Annotated in this window: 17 protein-coding genes and 2 pseudogenes; 13 read left to right on the forward strand and 6 right to left on the reverse strand. The window is 73.0% G+C overall.

The features are described 5' to 3' along the window. The first annotated feature begins 207 nt into the window (after positions 1–207). The 4 genes from ACSMXO_RS24950 (at position 208) to ACSMXO_RS24965 (ending at position 2,992) form a co-directional block, all read left to right on the forward strand. Positions 208–1,755 (forward strand): phage tail sheath family protein, encoded by a 1,548-nt coding sequence (locus tag ACSMXO_RS24950; protein ID WP_346262940.1) that lies wholly within the window; start codon positions 208–210, stop codon positions 1,753–1,755. 62 nt (positions 1,756–1,817) lie between these two features. Beyond that, positions 1,818–2,261, forward strand: a complete 444-nt coding sequence (locus tag ACSMXO_RS24955) for a phage tail protein (protein ID WP_203869023.1) — start codon at positions 1,818–1,820, stop codon at positions 2,259–2,261. A 108-nt stretch (positions 2,262–2,369) separates the two neighbouring features. Beyond that, entirely contained in the window at positions 2,370–2,837 is a 468-nt protein-coding gene (locus ACSMXO_RS24960; RefSeq protein WP_455413998.1) for a hypothetical protein, read from the forward strand. After that, complete coding sequence (locus ACSMXO_RS24965; protein ID WP_346262942.1) at positions 2,834–2,992, forward strand: DUF6760 family protein; 159 nt, start codon at positions 2,834–2,836, stop codon at positions 2,990–2,992. Before ACSMXO_RS24960 ends, ACSMXO_RS24965 begins: the two co-directional genes overlap by 4 nt. 575 nt (positions 2,993–3,567) lie before the next feature. Here ACSMXO_RS24965 and ACSMXO_RS24970 read toward each other — a convergent pair. Continuing rightward, the gene (locus tag ACSMXO_RS24970; protein WP_455413999.1) at positions 3,568–3,723 is read right to left on the reverse strand and encodes a hypothetical protein; all 156 of its coding nucleotides are present in this window, start codon (positions 3,721–3,723) and stop codon (positions 3,568–3,570) included. A gap of 3 nt (positions 3,724–3,726) precedes the next feature. Next, the gene (locus ACSMXO_RS24975; RefSeq protein ID WP_455414000.1) at positions 3,727–4,584 is read right to left on the reverse strand and encodes a hypothetical protein; all 858 of its coding nucleotides are present in this window, start codon (positions 4,582–4,584) and stop codon (positions 3,727–3,729) included. A gap of 1,119 nt (positions 4,585–5,703) precedes the next feature. On the opposite strand from ACSMXO_RS24975, the gene ACSMXO_RS24980 reads away from it, so the two are divergent. The 8 genes from ACSMXO_RS24980 (at position 5,704) to ACSMXO_RS25015 (ending at position 13,317) form a co-directional block, all read left to right on the forward strand. Continuing rightward, on the forward strand, positions 5,704–6,150 hold the full coding sequence (locus ACSMXO_RS24980; protein ID WP_455414001.1) for a phage tail protein: 447 nt from the start codon (positions 5,704–5,706) through the stop codon (positions 6,148–6,150). 41 nt (positions 6,151–6,191) lie between these two features. Further along, positions 6,192–6,959 (forward strand): CIS tube protein, encoded by a 768-nt coding sequence (locus ACSMXO_RS24985; protein ID WP_346262946.1) that lies wholly within the window; start codon positions 6,192–6,194, stop codon positions 6,957–6,959. Positions 6,960–6,964: 5 nt separating this feature from the next. Further along, complete coding sequence (locus ACSMXO_RS24990; RefSeq protein ID WP_455414002.1) at positions 6,965–8,782, forward strand: VgrG-related protein; 1,818 nt, start codon at positions 6,965–6,967, stop codon at positions 8,780–8,782. 35 nt (positions 8,783–8,817) lie between these two features. Next, positions 8,818–9,162 carry a PAAR domain-containing protein gene (locus ACSMXO_RS24995; RefSeq protein ID WP_346262948.1) on the forward strand — a complete coding sequence of 115 codons (345 nt, stop codon included), beginning with the start codon at positions 8,818–8,820 and terminating at the stop codon, positions 9,160–9,162. 5 nt (positions 9,163–9,167) lie between these two features. Then, positions 9,168–9,590, forward strand: coding sequence for a GPW/gp25 family protein (locus ACSMXO_RS25000; RefSeq protein ID WP_203869014.1), 423 nt, complete (start codon positions 9,168–9,170; stop codon positions 9,588–9,590). Continuing rightward, complete coding sequence (locus ACSMXO_RS25005; protein WP_346262949.1) at positions 9,590–11,539, forward strand: putative baseplate assembly protein; 1,950 nt, start codon at positions 9,590–9,592, stop codon at positions 11,537–11,539. The genes ACSMXO_RS25000 and ACSMXO_RS25005 overlap by 1 nt, the downstream gene beginning before the upstream one ends. 31 nt (positions 11,540–11,570) lie before the next feature. Then, complete coding sequence (locus ACSMXO_RS25010; protein ID WP_346262950.1) at positions 11,571–12,149, forward strand: phage tail protein; 579 nt, start codon at positions 11,571–11,573, stop codon at positions 12,147–12,149. A gap of 235 nt (positions 12,150–12,384) precedes the next feature. After that, a complete protein-coding gene (locus ACSMXO_RS25015) occupies positions 12,385–13,317 on the forward strand; it encodes an NADase-type glycan-binding domain-containing protein (RefSeq protein WP_455414003.1) in 933 nt (310 codons plus the stop codon). Positions 13,318–13,333: 16 nt separating this feature from the next. Here the strand turns inward: ACSMXO_RS25015 and ACSMXO_RS25020 are convergent, their stop codons facing one another. From ACSMXO_RS25020 to ACSMXO_RS25035, 4 genes and pseudogenes are all read right to left on the reverse strand, one after another. After that, positions 13,334–14,152, reverse strand: a complete 819-nt coding sequence (locus ACSMXO_RS25020; RefSeq protein ID WP_346262952.1) for an AfsR/SARP family transcriptional regulator — start codon at positions 14,150–14,152, stop codon at positions 13,334–13,336. A gap of 338 nt (positions 14,153–14,490) precedes the next feature. Further along, on the reverse strand, positions 14,491–17,367 hold the full coding sequence (locus ACSMXO_RS25025; RefSeq protein ID WP_455414004.1) for a helix-turn-helix transcriptional regulator: 2,877 nt from the start codon (positions 17,365–17,367) through the stop codon (positions 14,491–14,493). Between the two features lie 220 nt (positions 17,368–17,587). Next, positions 17,588–17,713: a hypothetical protein gene (locus tag ACSMXO_RS25030; RefSeq protein WP_455419455.1), complete on the reverse strand. Its 126-nt coding sequence runs from the start codon at positions 17,711–17,713 to the stop codon at positions 17,588–17,590. Positions 17,714–18,131: 418 nt separating this feature from the next. Continuing rightward, positions 18,132–18,326, reverse strand: a pseudogene (locus ACSMXO_RS25035) (recombinase family protein); the annotation flags it as partial. 29 nt (positions 18,327–18,355) lie between these two features. Here ACSMXO_RS25035 and ACSMXO_RS25040 point away from each other — a divergent pair. Next, positions 18,356–18,640 (forward strand): annotated as a pseudogene (locus ACSMXO_RS25040) (hypothetical protein); the annotation flags it as partial. Between the last annotated feature and the right edge of the window lie 1,066 nt (positions 18,641–19,706).

Raw genomic sequence — 19,706 nt, forward strand, 5'->3', positions numbered from 1 at the left:
CGGCGGGAAGGGCCGAGGTCACCCCCGGGTACGCGGAGTCTCCCGGCACCCGCCCGGGCAGACATCCGCCATTTGACGGTGCCCGCCCGGAACTGCCCCATCGGGTAGCAACGACTTCCCCCGTGCCCGCCCGTCGGGTCGTGGTTCCCGGTCCCGCGCCGACCCAGACTTCTCCCACGGATCGCTGTCGTGCCCGAGGGAGCTGTCATGCCGTCGTACCTGTCACCCGGGGTGTACGTGGAGGAGGTGCCGAGCGGCTCGCGCCCGATCGAGGGGGTGGGTACCGCCGTCGCCGCCTTCGTGGGCTTCGCCGCCAGGGGGCCGTTCAACACCGCGACCCTGGTGACGAACTGGAGCCAGTTCATCCAGACGTTCGGGGAGATGGTCTCCGACGCCTACCTGGCGCACGCGGTGTACGCCTACTTCGCCAACGGCGGCGGCGCCTGCTACGTGGTCCGGATCGGTGCCCCGGCGGCGTCCACCGGCGGGAGTGCGGCGGGCACGGCGGTCACCGGTCCGCCGGTGCCGCTCGGCACCTTCACGGTCACCGCGCTGGCCGGCTCCGGCGACGCCGGTGAGCTGACCGTGGAGGTGGCCGACGTCGAGGGTGAGTCCGTGCCGGAGGACCGGTTCAGACTGGTGGTCCGGCAGAACGGCGCGGAACGGGAGACGTTCGAGGTCTCCGCGAAGCGGAACACCAAGGCGTACGTGGTCAACCAGGTGCGGGAGCGGTCGAGGCTGATCGCGGTCGAGGAGGCGGCGCCGGCGAACGCGCTGGCCCGGCCCGCGAAGCAGTCGGTGGCCGTACCACCGGCACCGGCCGACGGGGCCGGCCTGCCCGCCCGGGTTTCCGCCGACGACTACGTCGGCGACGCGGACGCCCGGACCGGCTTCGGCGGCCTGGAGGCGATCGACGAGATCACCATGGTCGCGGTGCCCGATCTGATGAGCGCGTACCAGCAGGGGCGGATCGGCCTCGACGACGTCAAGGCGGTCCAGTTGGCGGTCATCTCGCACTGCGAGCAGATGGGCGACCGGATGGCGATCCTCGACCCGCCGCCGGAGCTGACCGCCCGCCAGGTGCTGACCTGGCGGCAGGCCGAGGCAGGGTACGACTCCCGGTTCGCCGCCCTCTACTACCCGTGGGTCAAGGTGTTCGACCCGGCCAGCGGCCAGCACCGGTTCCTGCCGCCGAGCGGACACGTCGCCGGGCTGTGGTCGCGTACCGACGCGGAGCGCGGGGTGCACAAGGCACCCGCGAACGACGTGCTCCGGGGCGTGATCGAGGTGCAGAACGCGGTGACGAAGGGCGAGCAGGACCTGCTCAACCCGGTCGGGGTGAACTGCATCCGCGCCTTCCCTGGCCGGGGGATCCGGGTGTGGGGCGCCCGGACCCTCTCCTCCGATCCCTCCTGGCGCTACATCAACGTGCGCCGGCTGTTCAACTACATCGAGGAGTCGATCCTGCTCGGGACCCAGTGGGCGGTCTTCGAGCCGAACGACGAGCGGCTCTGGGGCACGATCCGGCGCAACATCGCCGCGTTCCTCATCGAGGAGTGGCGCGGCGGGGCGCTGTTCGGCAGCACCGCCGCCGAGGCCTTCTACGTCAAGTGCGACCGGGAGACCAACCCACCGGAGTCCGTCGACCGCGGCCGGGTGGTCTGCGAGGTCGGGGTCTCCCCGGTGAAGCCGGCCGAGTTCGTCGTCTTCCGGCTGTCCCAGTACTCCGACAGCAGCAGCCTCGTCTCGGAATGACCCGGGACACGCTCTCCATAGTGGACGTCGACGTGGCGGCTAGGAAAGGACGGTAACCAGCGATGGCGGAGACGGGCGACACCTTTGTGACCCACCGGTTCCAGGTGGAGCTGGGCAAGGCCCGGGTCGAGTCGGTCCAGGAGGTCAGCGGCCTCACCGTGGAACTCGACGCGATCGAGGTCACCCAGGTCACCCCGACCGGGGAGTACATCATCCGCAAGATTCCCGGGGCGCGGAAGGGCGGCGAGGTGACCATCACCCGCGGCCTGGACAAGAGCAGCGCGTTCACCGAGTGGATCAAGGACACCTACGAGAAGGGCGCGATCAACACGGCCCGGCAGAACATCAGCGTCATCATCGTGGACGCGGAGAACGCGGAGCAGCGCCGGTGGGACCTGACCAACGCCTGGGTGAGCCGGTGGGAGGGGCCCAGCCTGCGGGCCGGCGACACGTCGCCGGCCACCGAGAAGATCACGATCGTCTTCGAGGGCATCACCAGCTCCTGAGGTGCGACGGCGGTTCCTGACGTCCCGGTGCACCCGCACCGATTCTGTGAAGGGAGGTAGCGGCGGTTGTCCGGCCCACCACGGCCGGGCTCGCCCGCCGCGAGGTCGATGAGGCGACGTACCGTTTCGCACACCGCCCGGGACGAGCCGCCGGACGGGGCGGACTCCGTCCCCGTCTCCGGGGCGGCCCCGCCCGCGCCGCCGAGGCTGCAGACCGAGTTCTCCTTCGAACTCCCCCGGGGCTACGTCGACGAGGCGGGCACCCTGCACCGGGACGGCAGCATGCGGCTGGCCACCGCCCGGGACGAACTCGCCCCGCTGGTCGACCTGAGGGTCAAGGACAATCCCGCGTACCTGTCGGTCGTGCTGCTCAGCATGGTCATCACCCGGCTGGGCACGGTCACCGAGGTACGGGCCGAGCAGGTGGAACGGCTGTTCGCCTCGGACCTGGCCTTCCTGCAGGACTTCTACCGGCGAATCAACGCGGAGGGGCACAGTCGCGCGGCGGTCACCTGCCCGCACTGCGCATCGGGCTTCGAGGTGGACCTCGCCGGTGGTCGCCCGGGGGAATCGTGACGTACGCGACCGACCGGCTCTACGAGGAGGTCGCGTACGTCGCCTACCACTTCCACTGGTCCCGGGACGAGATCCTCGACCTGCGTCACGACGAACGACGGCGCTACGTCACGGAGATCGCCGCCATCAACAACCGCGTCAACGAAGGGCGGTGACCGGCGATGGGCGTACGCGGCCTGCTCCGGCGGTGGCGTGGACCGGTCCGGGCCACGGTGGCCCCGACGCCGGAGCCGGCTCCGGAACCGGGCCGGGACACCGCCGATCCGGGCTGGCGGGGTGTGCCACCGATGGCCGGTCTGGTCACCGGTGCCGAGGTGTCACTCAGCGACCCGGCCGGGTTCCGGGGCCGGTTGGCCACCTGGCAGAACCCCGCCTTCCGGAGCCCACTGGCGCACCTGGTCAGCCCGGACGCGCCGAGCGGGTTGGCGTACGACCTGCTTCGTCCGCTGCCACCGGCACCGGCGGCGATGACCCGGCCCGTCCTGCCGGTGCGCCGCGGGCCCGACCCGGGACCACCGACCTCCCCGTCCCTCGGTGAACCGCCCGACTCCGACGTCCGTCCGACAGCCGGGGCCGGAGGTGCAGTCCCGACCGGTGCCGCCACGACGCCACCCGCCGGGGCGACGCCGGTACGTCCCTCCCCCGCTCGTCGGACCGGTACGCCGTTGACGGTCGCGCGGGTCGCCGCCGCGCCTCGGCGACTGCCCGCTGCCTTGCCCGACCTCACCGGTCACCCCTTCCGGCCGCCGGCCTCCGCCGCCCGGACCGGGGCGGACCTCGGCGGCTCCCTCGCGAACTCCGGCGGTTCCGGCAACGCCTCGTCGGCGCCGTCCCGGGTGACGTCGCAGCGCAGCACGTCGCCCGTGGCTCCGGACTCCTCCGCCACGGATCAGTTCCCGCCCCTCCCCCCGCCCGCGCTCGGGCCCGCCATGGCCACCCCGCCGGTCGTCGCGGCTCCGGTCCGGCCGACCGGGCGTGGCACGACGCCCGACGCACCGGCCGCGCCGGTGTCACGGGCCCGCCGGACCGGCGCCTCGGCGCCGCGACTCGGTCTCGGCGAACCCATCGTGTTGCCGGCCCCCGACCCGGCCGCTCCGGCCACGGTGCCGACGGCGCTCCGGCCGGCCTCGAACCGCTCCGTGCCCCGGTCGACGCGTCCGGAGCCCGGTGCGGGAGCGTCCGGTGCGGGCGGCAGCGCCGGGGTACCGCTACAGCGGTCTGATGTGGAACGGGGCCGCGGGCCGTCGGCCGGCAGCACGTCCGGCACGTCGGGGCGGAGCGGGATCGCGCCGGTCGACCGTCCCGGCGTCGCCGCGGCCCCGGGTGGTCCCACCGTCCCCGCACCCGGCCCGGTCGCACCGATCCGTCCCGGCCCACCCGGTCCCGGCGGTGCGACGCCGCGCCCCGGCCCGACCGCCGCCAGCCCGACCGCCGCAGCGGAACTCTCCGGCCCTGGCGGCGAACGGTCCCGGGGCGTCTCGGCGGGCCCGGGCGGTCCGCCGGCCCGCCGGCCAGGGCCGCCGTCCGGATCGCCCGTCGGCCTCGGTGCCCCGCTCGGCCCGGAGGCCCGGCCCCGGCTCGTGATCCGGCCCCGACCGCCGGCCACCTCCAGGCCCGCCCCGACCGACCCGCCCGGACCGTCGACCGCGCCGCCCAGCCGCTCCGCCGCCGCGCCCAAGCTGTCCGAGCCGTCGGCGGTGCCCTCGCTGCCGGGGACGCGTCCGGCCCCGAGGGGCGGCACGGCCACGGCAGGGTCCGACGCTCCGGACCGAGCGGCCCAGCCGGTGCAACGGTCCGTCGAACCGCATCCCCGGCCGCCGGTCGGCCGGCCGCACCCCGAAGGGCCCACCGGGCAATCCCGCACCCGGCTGCCGGCCCCCCGACCGCAGTCCCCGCCGTCGAGCACCGCCCCGCCACCGCCGGGCACCGGCATGCCGGCGGGCGGTGCCGGTCCGGCCGCGACGCCGTCGGGTCGAGCGGCTCCGTCCCAGGATGCCGCCGGGACCGGACCGGCCGGCCGGCCGGCGAACCTGGTTCCGCTGCTCGGCGGACGGCCCGGACTGCCGATCCTGCGCCGGACCGCCGCGATCCCGGCGGCGCACGGCGCGGACTCCGGAAGGACGATGCCCGCCGACGCCCGTAGCCCGGCCCGACCTGCGGTGCCGATCCGCTGGACCAGTCCCCCGGGCAGCAGGTCGGACCCGTCGGCCAGCACCGCCACGACGACCGGCCGAACACCGGCAACCAGCAGGGAGGTGCCCGCCATGGTGGGGCCCGCCGCAGTTTCCGCCGATGCCGGGATCCGGACCGCCCCGGCCCTGGGCCCTCGTCCGGCGCAAGCGCGACCTCTCCCCCGGCCCGGCGCCGGCCCGGCGCGGCCGCCATCCACCGTTGCCGTGTCGGTGCCTCCGCCGCCCGTTCCGGTTCCGGCTGCCGGGCTCCGGCCGGCACTGGCCGGCACCGCCGGGTCCAGGGTCGGAACGGGTCCTCGGGGTGCCGCCTCCGCCCGAACGGCCGACGCCGCGCTGCCGGTGCAGCGGACCTCCCGCGCTTCCACCGCCGGCAGCACGGCGCCGACGGCACCGACCCGATCCGGACCGATCGTCCAGAAGCGATCGGCACCGGCCAACCCACCGACCGCCAGTCGCACGGCAACCGCCGGGGGCAGCGGTGGGACGGCAGGTCCCGACTCGGCGGGAGGTCGTCCGCGCGGCTCCTCTGGCCCGGGACGCGACGAGCGGGACAGCGCCGAACGGTTCCACCATCTCGACCGCCGGGCCCTGGACGAACTCGCCCACCGCCTCGTCGAGCCGATCTCCCGGCTGCTGCGGGCCGAACTCCGGCTGGGCCGGGAGCGTACCGGTCGATGGCTGGACGGTCCACGATGACCGGTACCGATCCGGGCACCAGCGTCCACTTCCGGCTCCGCATCGACGGGATCGACCTCGGCGACTGGAACTCGTGTGACGGGCTCGGCTGCGAGGTCGAGGTGGAGCAGCACCAGGAGGGCGGCAACAACGGCTTCGTCTGGCAACTGCCGTCCCGGGTGCGCTACACCAACGTCACCCTCACCCGGCCGCTGATTCCGGACACGGCCAAGGTGGCCCGACTGCTCTCCGCCCTACCGCAGGGGATCACCCGGGGCACCGCCCAGATCGCGGCGCTGCGGCCCGACCGGGCGCTGCTGGTGCAGTGGGGCCTGGCCGACGTCGTACTCGTCCGCTGGACCGGTCCGTCCTTCGGCCCCGATCTCTCCCAGGCGGCGACGGAGAGCATCGAACTCGCGTACAACGGTTTCCTGGAGGTGGGCTAGGTGCCACGACCAGGGTGCCGGACCGGCGGGGCGGTGGCGCCATGACGAGACCGACCGGCAAGGTCTCCGCGTTCCTCCAGCGCTACCACCCACCACCGGGCGGCGGCAACCGTCCCGGCGGTCCGCTCGGCGGCCCGATCGCCTTCATGTTCAACCCGAACCAGCTGACCCTGACCAAGTCGGCCTCCTGGATCCCGCACGTGGTCCGCGGCGCGGAGCAGGTCGGGGTCCCGGAGTTCAGCGGCTCGGAGCCGCGCACCCTCGCCCTGACGGTGTTCCTCGACGTGACCGACACGCACGGCCGCACCGTGCAGCAACGGGTCGAGACCCTGTTGTCCTGCTGCACGCCGACCACGGCCAGCATCGCGGCCAAGGCGCCGTCGCCACCGTGGGTGAAGTTCACCTGGGGCCAGTTCCAGACCGTCTCGTTCTACTCGTACGCCAGCCAGGTCACCGCGACGTACACCCTGTTCAACAGCTCCGGTACCCCGCTGCGGGCGACCTGCGAGCTGACCCTGACCGAGATCAGCGGCAGCAAGCCCGGCCAGAACCCCACCTCCGGCGGTCGCTCCGCCCGGCGAATGCACCGGGTGGTGGACGGCGACTCGCTGCCGCTGCTGGCCCACCGGGAGTACGGCGACCCGACGGTGTGGCGGGTGATCGCCGAGGCGAACGATCTCGACGACCCGACCCGGCTCCGCCCCGGCACCGAGCTGCTGCTGCCCTCCGCCGACGAGTTCCCGCCCGTGCCGTCCCGCGACCCCGGCCCGGCGGCCGAGACGGTCGCCCCCGCTGGCGAAGGTAGGTAGATCGCGTGTCCGAGGGGAACCTCACCAATCTGCTCAAGGTCGGCCTGCCGGTGGACGGGCTCCCCGATCCGTGGCCGGACGAGTTGGTGTACGGCTCCGTCGACGACGGTGCCGGCGTGCCGGCGGTGGCGACCCTGCGCTACCGCGACCCCGGGTCGCTGCTGCTGCAACAGACCGGGATCGCGATAGGCCGGAAGCTGACCGTGGCGGTGCGGGCCGGGAACCGGAACGGCGAGACGGCGCTGTTCACCGGGGAGGTGGTCACCGTCGAGACGGAGTTCGACGGCACCGGCACCTACACCACCATCCGGGCCATGGACCTGTCGCACCGGCTCATGCGCGGTCGACGGGTCGCCAGCTACCGCAACCAGAAGGCCTCCGACCTCGCCAGGCAACTCGCCCGGTCTGCCGGCCTGCCGATCGGCCGGATAGATCCCACCACCGTGGTCTACGAGGTGGTGTCGCAACCGAACGTCAGCGACTGGGAGTTCCTCACCATGCTGGCAGCCGACAACGACGCCGAGGTGGCGGTGGTCGACGGCAAGTTCGAGTTCCGTCGACCCGTCCGCGCCGCCTCCGCCCCTGGCCCGCAGACGACCGCCGAGCGCAGCGACTTCGTGGCGGAGGTGGACGGGAACGTGCTCACCATGCGCGCCACCGTCACCTCGGTCGGCCAGTTCACCGACGTGGAGGTGCGGGGCTGGGATCGCCGTACCCGCGAGCCGGTGATCGGGCGCAGCCCGGTGCGCGACAGCGACGAGGTGCGCATCCCGGTGACCGCCGGGGAGCTGGCGGCCCGGTTCGGCAGCGCAGAGATGCTGGTCGCCGACGTGCCGTACGAAACCGTGGCCGAGGTCGGTACGGTGTCCCGCGCCCTGGCCGCCCAGGTGGCGGCCGGCGTCGCCGAACTCGAGGTGGCCGTCCGGGGCAACCCGCGGCTGCGGGCCGGCGTGCCGTTCGCGCTGACCGGGGTGGGGCAGCCGTTCGCCGGCAAGTACACCACGACCGCCAGCCGGCACGTGTTCGGCCCGGCGCGGTTCTACCAGACCTGGCTGACGGTCAGCGGCGGCCGGGACCGGTCGCTGGCGGGGCTGGCCGCCGGCACCCTGGCCCCGGCCCGGTCGGCCCGGATGCCGGGACTGGCCGTCGGCGTGGTCACCGACGTCAACGCCGCCCTGGACCGCAACCACCCGGAACGCCGGGACCGGGGCTGGGTCAAGCTCCGGTTCCCGTGGCTGGACGACAAGTACGAGACCGACTGGGTCCGGACGGTGCAACTCGGCGGCTTCGGCGGCGGCGGGGTCTGCTGCCCCGAGGTCGGCGACGAGGTGCTCGTCGGGTTCGAGCAGGGGATGCTCGACCGGCCGTACGTGGTCGGCGGGTTGTACAACGGCCTCGACCAGCCGTCGCCGCACGACGTACCGCTGGTCGACCCGACGAGCGGGGCGGTGAACCGGCTCTCGTTCGCCTCCCGAGCGGGCCGGGCAGCCGGCCGCCGGAGCACCGGCAACTGGGTGGAACTGCTCGACGGACCCACCGTCGCCGCCCCGCAGGGGGTGCGGTTACGCACCCGCAGCGGCACCGACAACCTGCTGCTGCACCTGGACCGGGCCGGCACGTCGGTGGTGGTCCGCAGCGACGGCAGCGTGGTGATCGAGGCCAAGACCGAGGTTGTCGTCGAGGGGACCCAAGGCGTGTCGGTCGAGTCGGGTGGACCGGTCTCGGTCAAGGGCCGGGGCGTGTCGGTGGACGCTGGAGCCGGCGAGCTGAAACTCACCGGGGCCAGCGTGTCCGTCTCCGGCCGGATCGTACGGATCAACTGAGAGCGCAGCCCCAGCGGAGAGGGAGGGAAGACGCGATGCCACCAGCAGCCCGGATCGGGGACAGGATCGGCCACGGCGCCCCCACCGGTACCGTCGGACCGGTCGGCGCCGGCGCGCCGGCGCCGACCGCCGGACCCACGCTCGGCGTGTCCAGCGTGCTGATCGGTGGCCTGCCGGCCGCGGTGGTCGGCACGCTCTGCACCTGTCCGATCCCGCCGCCGCACCTGGCGCTCGGGCCGGGCAACGTCGTGCTGCCCGGCCCGCCACCGGTACGCGGACAGGTGCTGATCGGCGGCTTCCCCGCCGCCCGGATGGGCGACCGGACCACCTGCTCGGCGACGATCCTGACCGGCGCCGGCACCGTTCTCATCGGGGGCTGAGCGAGGTGGCGGAGCAGTTCATCGGCGCCGGTTGGGCGTTCCCGCTCCGGTTGGACGCCGGCGGCGGCATCGCCCTGGTCAACCGGGAGCGGGAGATCGTCGAGGCGATCCGGCTGATCCTCGGTACCGCCCCCGGCGAGCGGCCGATGCGTCCCGAGTTCGGCTGCGGGGTGCACGACTACGTCTTCGCTCCGGCGGACGAGAACACCGCCGGGCAGATCGCCTTCGAGGTGCGGGCCGCGCTGGACCGCTGGGAGCCGCGGATCGAGGTCACCGACGTGCTCGTGGGCTTCGACGAGGTGCACGTCGGCACCCTCTACATCGACATCCGGTACCTGGTCCGGGGCACCAACGATCCACGCAACCTGGTCTTCCCGTTCTACGTGATCCCGTCGCACGACGGGCCCGAGACGGAGGCGACGAACTGATGGCCCTGCCCGCGCCGAACCTCGACGACCGCCGCTTCCAGCACCTGGTCGACGACGCCAAGCGATTCATCCAGCAACGCTGTCCGGAGTGGACGGACCACAACGTCTCCGACCCGGGTGTCACGCTGATCGAGGCGTTCGCCCAGATGACGGACGAGCTGCTGTACCGGTTGAACCGGGTGCCGGAGAAGAACTACCTCGCCTTCCTCGACCTGATCGGCGTCCGGCTCTTCCCGCCGACCGCCGCCCGTGCCGACCTCACCTTCTGGCTCGCCGCCCCGCAGGCCGAGGCGGTGCTGCTGCGGGCCGGCACCGAGGCCGGCACGGTCCGTACCGAGACGGAGGAGGCGATCGTCTTCGCCACCGCCGCCGACCTGGCGATCGTGCCGTGCGAGCTGGTTCACCTGCGCGTCCACCCCGCCGACGGGCCGGCGGCCGATCGTACCGACCAGGTGTGGGACGGCCACGACGTACCCTGTTTCGCCACCCCGCCCGCGGTCGGCGACGCCCTGCTGCTCGGCCTTGACTCGGCGGTCCCGTCCTGCGCGGTGGTGCTGCGCCTGGAGAGCCGGGTCCAGGGCATCGGGGTCGACCCTCGGCAGCCGCCGCTGCGCTGGGAGGCGTGGGACGGTGCCGGCTGGGTGGAGTGCGACGTCGACAGCGACTCCACCGGCGGACTCAACCGGCCCGGCGACGTCGTGCTGCACGTGCCGGCCGGACACACCACCTCCACCGTCGGCGGCCAGCGGGCCGGCTGGCTGCGGTGCCGGCTGGTGGCAGCCGAGCCCGGACAGCCGTTCTACGCGGCGTCGCCGACGATCCGGGCGGCGTCGGCCTTCACCATCGGCGGCACGGTCGCCGCGGTGCACGCCGAGACGGTGGTCGGCGAGTTCCTCGGCGAATCCGAGGGGGTGCCGGGGCAACGCTTCCGGGTGCTCCGGCCGCCGGTGATCCCCGACGACGAGCCGTTTGTGGTCGAGGTCTCCGACGGCACCGGCTGGCAGGAGTGGGCCGAGGTGGACGCGTTCGGCGGCACCGGTCCGGACGAGCGGTGCGTGACGGTGGACCGGACCACCGGCGAGGTGGCGTTCGGCCCGGCCGTCCGCGAACCCGACGGAACGCTCCGCCGGTACGGCGCGGTTCCGCGCAACGGCGCCCGGTTGCGGGTCCGCCGGTACCGCACCGGCGGCGGGCGACGCGGGAACGTGGCCCGGGGCGCGATCTCGATGCTGCGCAGCTCGGTGCCGTACGTGAGCCGGGTGGAGAACCGGGAGGCCGCCGCCGGCGGGGTGGACGGCGAGTCGGTACAGAGCGCCCGACAGCGGGGTCCGGTGCAGCTGCGGGCCCAGGACCGGGCGGTCACCGCGCGCGACTACGAGCTGATCGCCGCAGAGGCGGTGCCCGCCGCGGCCCGGATCCGCTGCCTGCCCGCCGGGGGCGGCGCCGACGCCGGCGGGGTACGCGTCCTCGTCGTGCCCGAGGCGGTCGCGGACGCGGGTGACCGACTGCGCTTCGAGCAGTTGATCCCGCCCGACGACATGCTGGCGACCGTTGCCGAGCATCTGGACGCCCGCCGGCCCATCGGGGTACGCCTGGCCGTGGAGCCACCGTTCTACCAGGGCGTCACCGTGGCGGCCCGGTTGACCGCCCGGCCCGGGGCGGCCGTCGAGCGACTCCGGACCGCCGCGCTCGACGCGCTCTACGGCTATCTCAACCCGCTGCGTGGCGGGCCGGACGGGTCGGGCTGGCCGTTCGGCCGGCCGGTGCACTCCGGCGAACTCTTCGGAGTACTCCAGCAGCTGCCCGGCGTCGCGTTGGTGGAGGAGGTGCTGCTCTTCTCCGCCGACCCGATCACCGGCCGGCGTGGTACGGCGACGCCCCGGATGGCACTCGACCCGCACGCGTTGGTCTTCTCCTACGAGCACCAGGTCCGGGTGGAGGAACGCTGAGACCGGCCCCGGCCGGAGAGAGGAGCGTCCGATGCGTGGCGCGGTGCCGGGCCTCGGCACACCACATCCGTTCGGCAGCCGGCTGCCGACGATCTACGGCACCGACGAGCTGGCCGGACGGCTGCTCGCCGCCTTCGACGAGGTGCTGGCCCCGGTGCACTCGACGCTGGACAACCTCGCCGCCTATCTGGACCCCCGGCTGGCCCCGGCCGACTTCGTCGACTGGCTTGCCGGCTGGGTGGCGGCCGAGACGGCACCGGGGTGGACGCTGCGGCAGCGTCGCGAGGCGGTCGCCAGCGCGGTGGCGCTGCACCGGGTACGCGGCACGGCTCGGGGCCTGGCAGAGCAGGTACGGACGGTCTTCGGGGTGCGGCCGGAGGTCACCGAGAACGGCGGTACGGTCTGGTCGTCGACCCCGGGCGGGCCGCTGCCGGGTACGGCGGCGCCCGCCCTGACGGTGACCGTGCGGGTGCCCGGCCCCGACCTGGTTCCGCTGGCCCGGCTGCGGGCTCTGGTGGAGGCCAACCGACCCGCGCACGTGCCGTGCACCGTTCGGGTGGTCATCGAGGACGAGCGGGTGGCCGGGGGTGACGACGATGGAACGCTGTGACCGGTGCGCGCCGGCCGAACCCGGCAGTGCGTTCTGCGCGGTCTGCGGATCGTTCCTGGAATGGGAACAGGCCGGGGATGCGCTGCCTCCGGCCCGGCCGTCGACTCCGACCCCTGCCGTCCGGCCCTCGGCCACGACGGTCCCTCCGCCGGACGTGCGGCCGACCGGAGCGACCCGACCGGCGGCGGACGGAGACGGCGACCGGCCGGCTGCCGTGGCCCGTCGCCTGCAGGACGTGGAAGGCGTCGCCGACAGCGCCACCGACCCGGCGACGGCCCGCCCGGCGGAAGCGGGAACCACGGCGGAGGTCGGGACCGCGCCGGACCGTCTGGCGGGCTCGGCCGTGGAGGCTGTCCAGCCGGCTCGGCCGCAGATCCGCCGACCCGTGGTACGACGACGTCAGCCCGAGCCGGACGAGGGTGCCGGCGACGTCGTCTGCCCGGCCTGCGCGACCGGCAACCCACGGGACCGGAGGTTCTGCCGGCGGTGCGGCGCGGCCCTCGATACCGTCCGGCCCGGACCGGCGGCCCCGGTCTCGTGGTGGCGCCGACTCTGCCGGGCCCTGGTCCGTGGGGCGCGGTGGCTGGCCCGGCCCCGCTCGGGCGGCTGGGGTCTGGTCCACCGGATCGGCATCCTGCTGCTCGCCGTCGCCCTGCTCGCCGGCCTCGGCTACGGCGTGGTCCGGCTCGGCACCCGGGCCAGCGACGCGGTACGTGACCGGCTCGCCGATCCAGAGCCGGTGAGTCCGGTGTCGGTGGGCGCGTCGAGCCAGGCGCGGAGCCACTCCGCGGAGTTGGTCGTGGACGGACTCAGCAACAGTTACTGGGCACCGGCGAGAAACGGCCCGGGGCGCGGCGAGTACGTGGAACTGACCTTCGGCACGCCGTTCCGGATGCTCAACCTGATCGTCCATTCCGGTGTGTCGGCCCAGCGCGACGTGTTCCTGCGGCAGGCCCGACCGGCGGAGCTGGAACTGACCGTCTGGACCAGTCAGGGCGAGCCGGAAACCACCACGTTGCGGCTTGCCGACCGAGCCGGTCCGCAGACCTTCCGCCGGGTCTTCCCTGACGTGGTGCGGATCCGGTTGACCGTCCGCCAGAGCTACGGCGGCGCCGCCGACCGCCGTACCGCGATCGCCGAGGTGGAGATCTTCCGCCGTTCCTCCTGACGACGCGGGGCTGCTCTCACGCGGCCCAGGCCGGTCCGGACACCCCGAGCGTCCGCAACACCCGGCCGTACGCGCTGCGGGTCCGCGCGGCCGCCGCCGCATCGCCGGAACGCTGGTGCGCCTCGGCCAGTACCCGCCAGGCGTCGTCACGGAATCCGTCGATCTCCAGTCCGCGCCGTGCCGCCGCGACCGCCGCCGCGAGGTGCCCCGCCTCCAGTTCGAGCGCGGCGAGCATCGCCGCCGACTCCGCCGCCGACGTGCGGTAGCGGTCGCGTTCGGCTACCACCCACTCGGCCGGCCCATCCTCCGGCAGCAGGTCGCCCGCGTACTGGGCGAGGGCCTCCCGCAGGGCAGCCGCCTCGGCGGCCCGCTGCCCCGTACCGACGGTCCGGCGCCAGGCCGCGACCGCCTCCTGGAAGGAGCGCACGTCGCAGAGCGCGGCGTGCGGCAGCGCCAGCCGGTAGGACTCGCCGTCACGCCGGACGAACGTGGACTCACCGCGCCGCACGCCGGGTTCGAGGAACGCCCGAAGCGTGGAGACGCCGACGTGCAGATTGCGAATGCCGGACCGGACCGGTAGTTCCGGCCAGAGCGCCGACAGGATGATCTCGCGGTGCACCGGCCTCCCCCCGTGGGCGGCCAGAAAGCGCAGCAGGGCCCGGACCCTCGGCCGTACCGTCGTCCAGTCCAACTGCCGCCCGGGGATCGTCAACTGGAACCCGCCGAAACAGCGCACCACGAGCGACGGACCGGCGTACCCGGACAGCGCCCCGACCTCCGGTGCCAGCCGCTCGGCCGTCCGACTCCGGATCGTCTGGTGGATCGAATACCCCATCCTCGGAACTCCTCCGTCCTGGCATCGGTCGCTCTCGCGTAGACCCAGCCTGGCTCAGCGGGCCGCCGCGGACATCGGCTAGTTGACGTGAACCGATCCGGCCCCGGCGGTAGCCGGATCCCCCGACCCCGACCGCTGCCCGGTCACGTCCAGCCGTCACCTCGGGCCGGTCGCGGGCCTGCGGCGGCAACCTGACCGACGGACGTGCCGGCGGTGTGCCCGAGCCCAGGAGACCGGCCGGACCGTCCGGTCCGGCGCCACCAACTCCACGTGAGATGACGGATGTCCCCGGCGGAGCCGTGCGCCGTGGCCTCCGACCGGCCGGTGGTGTCCGGGCGTCAGGCTCCAGGGTTGGAGGCGGTCTCCCGGCGCAACGCCTCACGGGCGATCTCCACCCGGCTCCGTACGCCGAGCTTGCCCAGCACGTGCGAGATGTGGGTCTGCACGGTACGCCGGGAAAGATACAGCTCTCGGGCGATGTCCGGTGTGGACCGTCCTTCGGCGACCAGGACGGCCACCCGGGTCTCGGTCGGGGTGAGCGCCTCCCAGCCGAGCTGCGCGCGGGCCGGCCGGGGACCGCGGACACCCCGACGGACGCCGACGCGCCGTAGTCGTCCCTCGGCCCGACGGATGTCCCAGAGCGCACCGAGGGCGTCGTACCGATCGACCGCCTCACCCAGCAGCGTCCTCGCCTCCGCCTGCTGGCCGCCCCCGGCGAGCACTGCGGCCAGGTCCTCCAGCGTCCCGGTCAACTCCACCGGTGAACCGACCGACTGGTAGTACGCGACCGCCTCGCGCAGCGGCGCCGGATCCCCGTCGAGCAGGCCCTGACACCGGCGCGCCGCCGCGGCGGCCCGACCCGGCCGAGACTCCGCCGCAGCCTCCGCCTGGCAGGCCTGCAACGCCGCCCGCGCCGCCGGCCGGTCGTCCACCGCCATCCCGAGTCGCACCAGCTCGGGCATCCACTGGTGGAGCAGGGTCATTTCGCCGGGTACGCGTTCCAGGAGCGTCGACAGCAGCGACAGCGCCCGTGCCGGCTCCCCCTCCTGCTCGGCCGCGAGCGCGCGGGCGGCGAGCAGGAAGTCACGGTTCTCCCGGTCGGCGACGGTCCGGACGGGCAGCGCGAGACCCGCCCGGAGGTGCTCGGCCGCGGTGCCGTTGTCGCCCCGGTGTCCGGCGATGAACGCGGCGACACCGTGCCAGAGCAACGCCGGTCCTCGCTCACGGAGCCCGGAGTAGGTGATGCCGGTGGTGTCGCGGTCGACGGTGTCGAGTTCGGCCAGGGCGTCGTCCCACCGACCGAGCCAGTACAGCAACACGGCTGCGGTGAGCGCCGAGACGCCCTGACCGGATCCGGCGGCCCGCTGACCAAGGTCGCGGGCGCGGCGCAGGGTCGCCTCCGCCTCCGGCCACCGGTCGAGGTTCTGCAGGCTGAAGATTCGGCCGTCGAAGGCGAAGGTGCGCAGGTCGGTGTGCTCCGGTGCGTCGCCCAGCACCATCAGCGCCCGGTCGACGTAGCCGAGGGCGGCGTCGTGGTCCCGCCGGATCGAGTTCGTCAGCCACAGGTCGGTCAGCGCGTAGGCGGTGGCGAACGCGTCCCCGGCCTCCTCCCCCACCCGCAGCGCCTGACGCGCGGTGCCGTCGGCGGTGTCCAGCTCGCCGGTGCTGGCCCGCTCGAACATCGACAGCGAGGCCAGCAGGCGGGCCCGCCACACCGCCGGCACGTCCGGGCGGCCGAGCGCGCTTCGGACGACGTCCACGGCCTCCTCGTTGCGGCCCTGGTGGAACAGTGTGCGGGCCAGTATCGAGGACATCTCGACCCGGTGTTCCGGCCGGGTCGCCACGGCGAGCGCCTGCCGGGCCCGGTCGGCGGCCTCCGGATGGCGCCCGACGCCGAGCAGTACCCGGGCGAGTTCGACGGTCAGGGCGGCCCGGTCGGTCCGGTCGAGTTGGCCCGCCTCCAGTTCCCGCTGCAGGAGTTCCATCGCGATGTCCGGGGCCCTCGCGGCCAGTGCCGGCACCGCCTCGACCACCCAGGTACGTGTCCACTCGTCTCCCGGACGGCCGGCCGCCAGCAGTTGTTGGGCCACCCGCAGCGGTTCGGCGCCGGCGGACACCAGCGCCTTCGCCGCCTCGCAGTGCAGCGCCGCCCGCAGCGCGGCCGGCACGCTGTCGTAGAGGGCCTGACGGATCAACGGATGCCGGAAGGCGAGCTGGTCGCCGACGCCGACGACGATGCCGGCGGCGACCGCGTCCTGCAAGCCCTCCGCCAGGTCGGAGGCCGTACGGCGCAGCAGCGCGGCGAGGTCGGTGACCGCGAACTCACCGCCGAGCAGTGAGGCGGTGCGCAGCATCTGGGCGGTCGCCACCGAGACCACACTGAGCCGGTCGCTCAGCGCGGCCGTGAAGGAGGCCGGAACCCGTTCGAACGCGTCGTCGGAGAGTTCGCCGTCGGCCAGCGCGGCGCCGGCCGTCTGCTCCCGGGCCAGGGCGTCGAGCAGTTCACGCAGGTACAGCGGATTACCCATGGCTCGCCCGAGCAGGCGGTTGAGCGCGGGTCCCGGCGGCACCCCGAGCATTCCGGTGACCAGGGCACGGACGTCGTCCGCGTCGAGCGCGCCGAGCGGGAGCAGGGTGCCACCCCGGCGTAGCGTCGCCGCCCGCAGCGTCTGCACGTCCTGACGGGCCGGCACCGGACGGGTGGCGCTGACCAGCAGGAGCGGAAGTTCCTCGGCGGCGAGGGCGAGCCGGTGCCACAGCATCAACGACGCCTCGTCCGCCCATTGCAGATCGTCGAGGACCAGCACGGTGGGCGTGTCGGTGGCGAGCTCGTCGACCAGTGACACGAGCGCCTCGGTAGCGGCGTAGGCGACGTCGTCCGCGGCGAACAGCCCTGGTCGGCGGTCTTGCAGGAACTCGGCGATCCGCGCTCGGCGGGGATCCGGCGAGCGCGGTCGCACCTGGAGGCAGTCCAGCATCACCCGCAGTGGAAAGCGGTGCGACAACTGGTCTGCGGTGCCCCACAACAGCTCGCCGGGCCGAAGCCCGGCGCCGGTGAGTCCGGCGGCCACCAGGGTGGACTTGCCGATGCCGGCCTCGCCCTCCACCCAGAGCACCGATCCCCGGCCCTGACGGGTGGCCTCGACGGCCGTGTGCAGTGCCGCCAGTTCCTTCTCCCGGCCGGCCCAGACGGTCGGCAGCTCAACCGGGAACATGACGGCGACACACGTCCGGAATGGAAGCAGGGGCGACAACCACGGGCATATGCTAGCCGACGATCCCCGGGCACATCCACCAACAGCCATTGATGTCCAATGATGTAACACACAATTATTCGGAGTCGTTCCGTGCTAAAGAATCCGGAGCGGCGCCGGGCACCGCTCGGCGAGCGGCGCGTCATGAAACCGATCTTGCTCGTCTACGGGATGCTCGGCGTCACCGCGGCAGGAGGGTCGCGGTGCCCTCCACCACCGCGTTGCCGGTAACCGTGCCGCCGTTGACCCAGGCCAGGTCCTCGATCCGGCGTTGCCGCTGACGGTTCCGCCGTAGCAGCGTCATCATCACCATCCGCCTCCCGAACCGACAAGGGCGCCCTATCCGCCATACACGGCGATCCCGCGCAACCCACTCGGACGCGCGCATCGCAGGGAAAGGTCTGGCAGCCGATGGCCTTGGGCCGGCATTTTACGTTACTCCGCGTGCACATATTGCATCCGGCATCGCTACGGACCGAAATATGATCTCCGAATCGGCGGGACCCGCATGTGAGGTTGCTGTAACGATTCGGACACATTAATCCCCACGACAGCCGTTCATGTTCCGAGCGGCTCGGGTGGGGATCGTTTCTTCTGGCGTGGAATTTGTACCGCCGACGGCTGCCGATCGAGGGTGACGGTGTCGGCGTCGCAGGTGATGGTGATCTGGTTTGCCCGCAGGTACGCAGCGGTAGCTCGCGCGTCGTCGCGGACTTTCGTTGTAGGGCAACTTGCCGACCGGTGTAGCGGGGGTTGGCCAGGATCGCCCCAACGGTAGTAAGCATCCAGCCTTGGCCGCTGCGGTGCGGGTTACGTACCGGATCGGCGCCCGACGGGCACGGCACGCCGATGTCGTTGAGTTCGCGGGCGATGCTGGCCACGCTGCGGCCGTTAAGCCGCTGTTCGAAGATCCACCGCACGTGGTTGATGCTGGTCGACGAGGGTCTGGCTCGCCACTGACCTGTTCGGGTTCGACGACACCGACCGGTACACGACTGTAATCGAGATGCTGAAGGTGCTGCGCACCCCGCACCTGGGGCAGAAACTCGACGCTGATTGGTTCACCTCACAGATCCGCTCGGCGCTGCCACCGGTTGCGACGAGCGAGGTGACCGAACTCGCCCACGGCTGGCAAGAGCTCGAACATCTGGCCCGCGATCGGGACTCGGCCGAGGAGGCCCGCAAAGCAATCGCCGTCTACCTCACACAGGCATGGCGATCGTGGGCCGACGCCGCCCCGACCACGATCCTGCGCATGGGGACCCCGGGTATCTCCCTCGGGATGAGTACCTGCTCCACGCCTCGGGCCAGCTGGGCGATCGTCCTACGGCGGCCAGAGGTTGTTCCCTTGACCTCGATCACTACGACCTGTGAAAGCTGGTCTTCCTCCTGGCAATACCAGAAGTAGTCGGGCTTGTGCGCCCTCAGCCCGCTCATCGCGGTTGCCAGGACTGGATCGTAGGAGACAGCGTCGGCATCGACGACGGACGCCGGCTGTTTGAGGATCAGCTGTTCCACCACATCCGTTGCAAGCGCGATGCCGAAATGCTCGGAAGCATGGTTCGCTGGTGGTACCGCACCTGATCGGTCAGCTTGGACAGTCGGAGACCGGGCCGGTGGTCGGAGAACGTCCAGAGGTACCGAAGAATTGCCCACCGGCTCGCGGTCCGCAGGGCAGTCAGCCCAGCTGCGCCAGCGGCTCCGGCAGTACCGAGACCAGGCAAGGCGCTCGTCGTCTTTCCGAGACCAAGCAAGATCTCAAGAGGGCGCACACCCTGCCGCCTCCGCAGCGAATCCAGCTCTGGCACGGGTCGGACGTCAGCCTCGATCCCGTCGTGGGCGAGTCGCTTCTGTACCGAGACCACAAGGTCCCACGTGGACTGGATGGCGTACTCGCCCGGCTCAACAAGCGTCTCTGGTAGCGCGCGCATGGTCCCCTCGAAAGGCCCAGTCGGATACGCAAGGATCGCACATTGCCACCGGGATGACAGTCCCCCTTGGTAGCCGCCCCTGCTAACTGTGTCGCGCAACGACCGGAATCGGCAGGTCCCGTGCCCGTGCCCGCGTGAGCGCACGTACGAGCGCCTGCTGTCTGCGGGCCCCGCGACCACCTGCCGGCCTTCCAGATGGAGCCATGACTGCCGGCGCGGCCGTTGCGCTCCGGAATGCGATCGTGACTGGCAACGGCGTCGTCGGCCCGTCGTGTCTCGCCCACCTGTGGCGGGCCCGAAGGTAGCTGCGGGCGCTAGCCAGCGCTGTGCGTAGTCGCGTGGTTGCCGTCAAGTGGGTAGAGGTCGGTC

This window comes from Plantactinospora sp. DSM 117369 (assembly GCF_053764795.1).

Excerpts from the sequence above, each read along its gene's own strand:
- ACSMXO_RS24950 (WP_346262940.1), top strand. The coding sequence starts at position 208 with ATGCCGTCGTACCTGTCACCCGGGGTGTACGTGGAGGAGGTGCCGAGC.
- ACSMXO_RS24955 (WP_203869023.1), top strand. The coding sequence starts at position 1,818 with ATGGCGGAGACGGGCGACACCTTTGTGACCCACCGGTTCCAGGTGGAG.
- ACSMXO_RS24960 (WP_455413998.1), top strand. The coding sequence starts at position 2,370 with ATGAGGCGACGTACCGTTTCGCACACCGCCCGGGACGAGCCGCCGGAC.
- ACSMXO_RS24980 (WP_455414001.1), top strand. The coding sequence starts at position 5,704 with ATGGCTGGACGGTCCACGATGACCGGTACCGATCCGGGCACCAGCGTC.
- ACSMXO_RS24985 (WP_346262946.1), top strand. The coding sequence starts at position 6,192 with ATGACGAGACCGACCGGCAAGGTCTCCGCGTTCCTCCAGCGCTACCAC.
- ACSMXO_RS24995 (WP_346262948.1), top strand. The coding sequence starts at position 8,818 with ATGCCACCAGCAGCCCGGATCGGGGACAGGATCGGCCACGGCGCCCCC.
- ACSMXO_RS25005 (WP_346262949.1), top strand. The coding sequence starts at position 9,590 with ATGGCCCTGCCCGCGCCGAACCTCGACGACCGCCGCTTCCAGCACCTG.
- ACSMXO_RS25010 (WP_346262950.1), top strand. The coding sequence starts at position 11,571 with ATGCGTGGCGCGGTGCCGGGCCTCGGCACACCACATCCGTTCGGCAGC.
- ACSMXO_RS25020 (WP_346262952.1), bottom strand. The coding sequence starts at position 14,152 with ATGGGGTATTCGATCCACCAGACGATCCGGAGTCGGACGGCCGAGCGG.
- ACSMXO_RS25025 (WP_455414004.1), bottom strand. The coding sequence starts at position 17,367 with ATGTTCCCGGTTGAGCTGCCGACCGTCTGGGCCGGCCGGGAGAAGGAA.
- ACSMXO_RS25030 (WP_455419455.1), bottom strand. The coding sequence starts at position 17,713 with ATGATGACGCTGCTACGGCGGAACCGTCAGCGGCAACGCCGGATCGAG.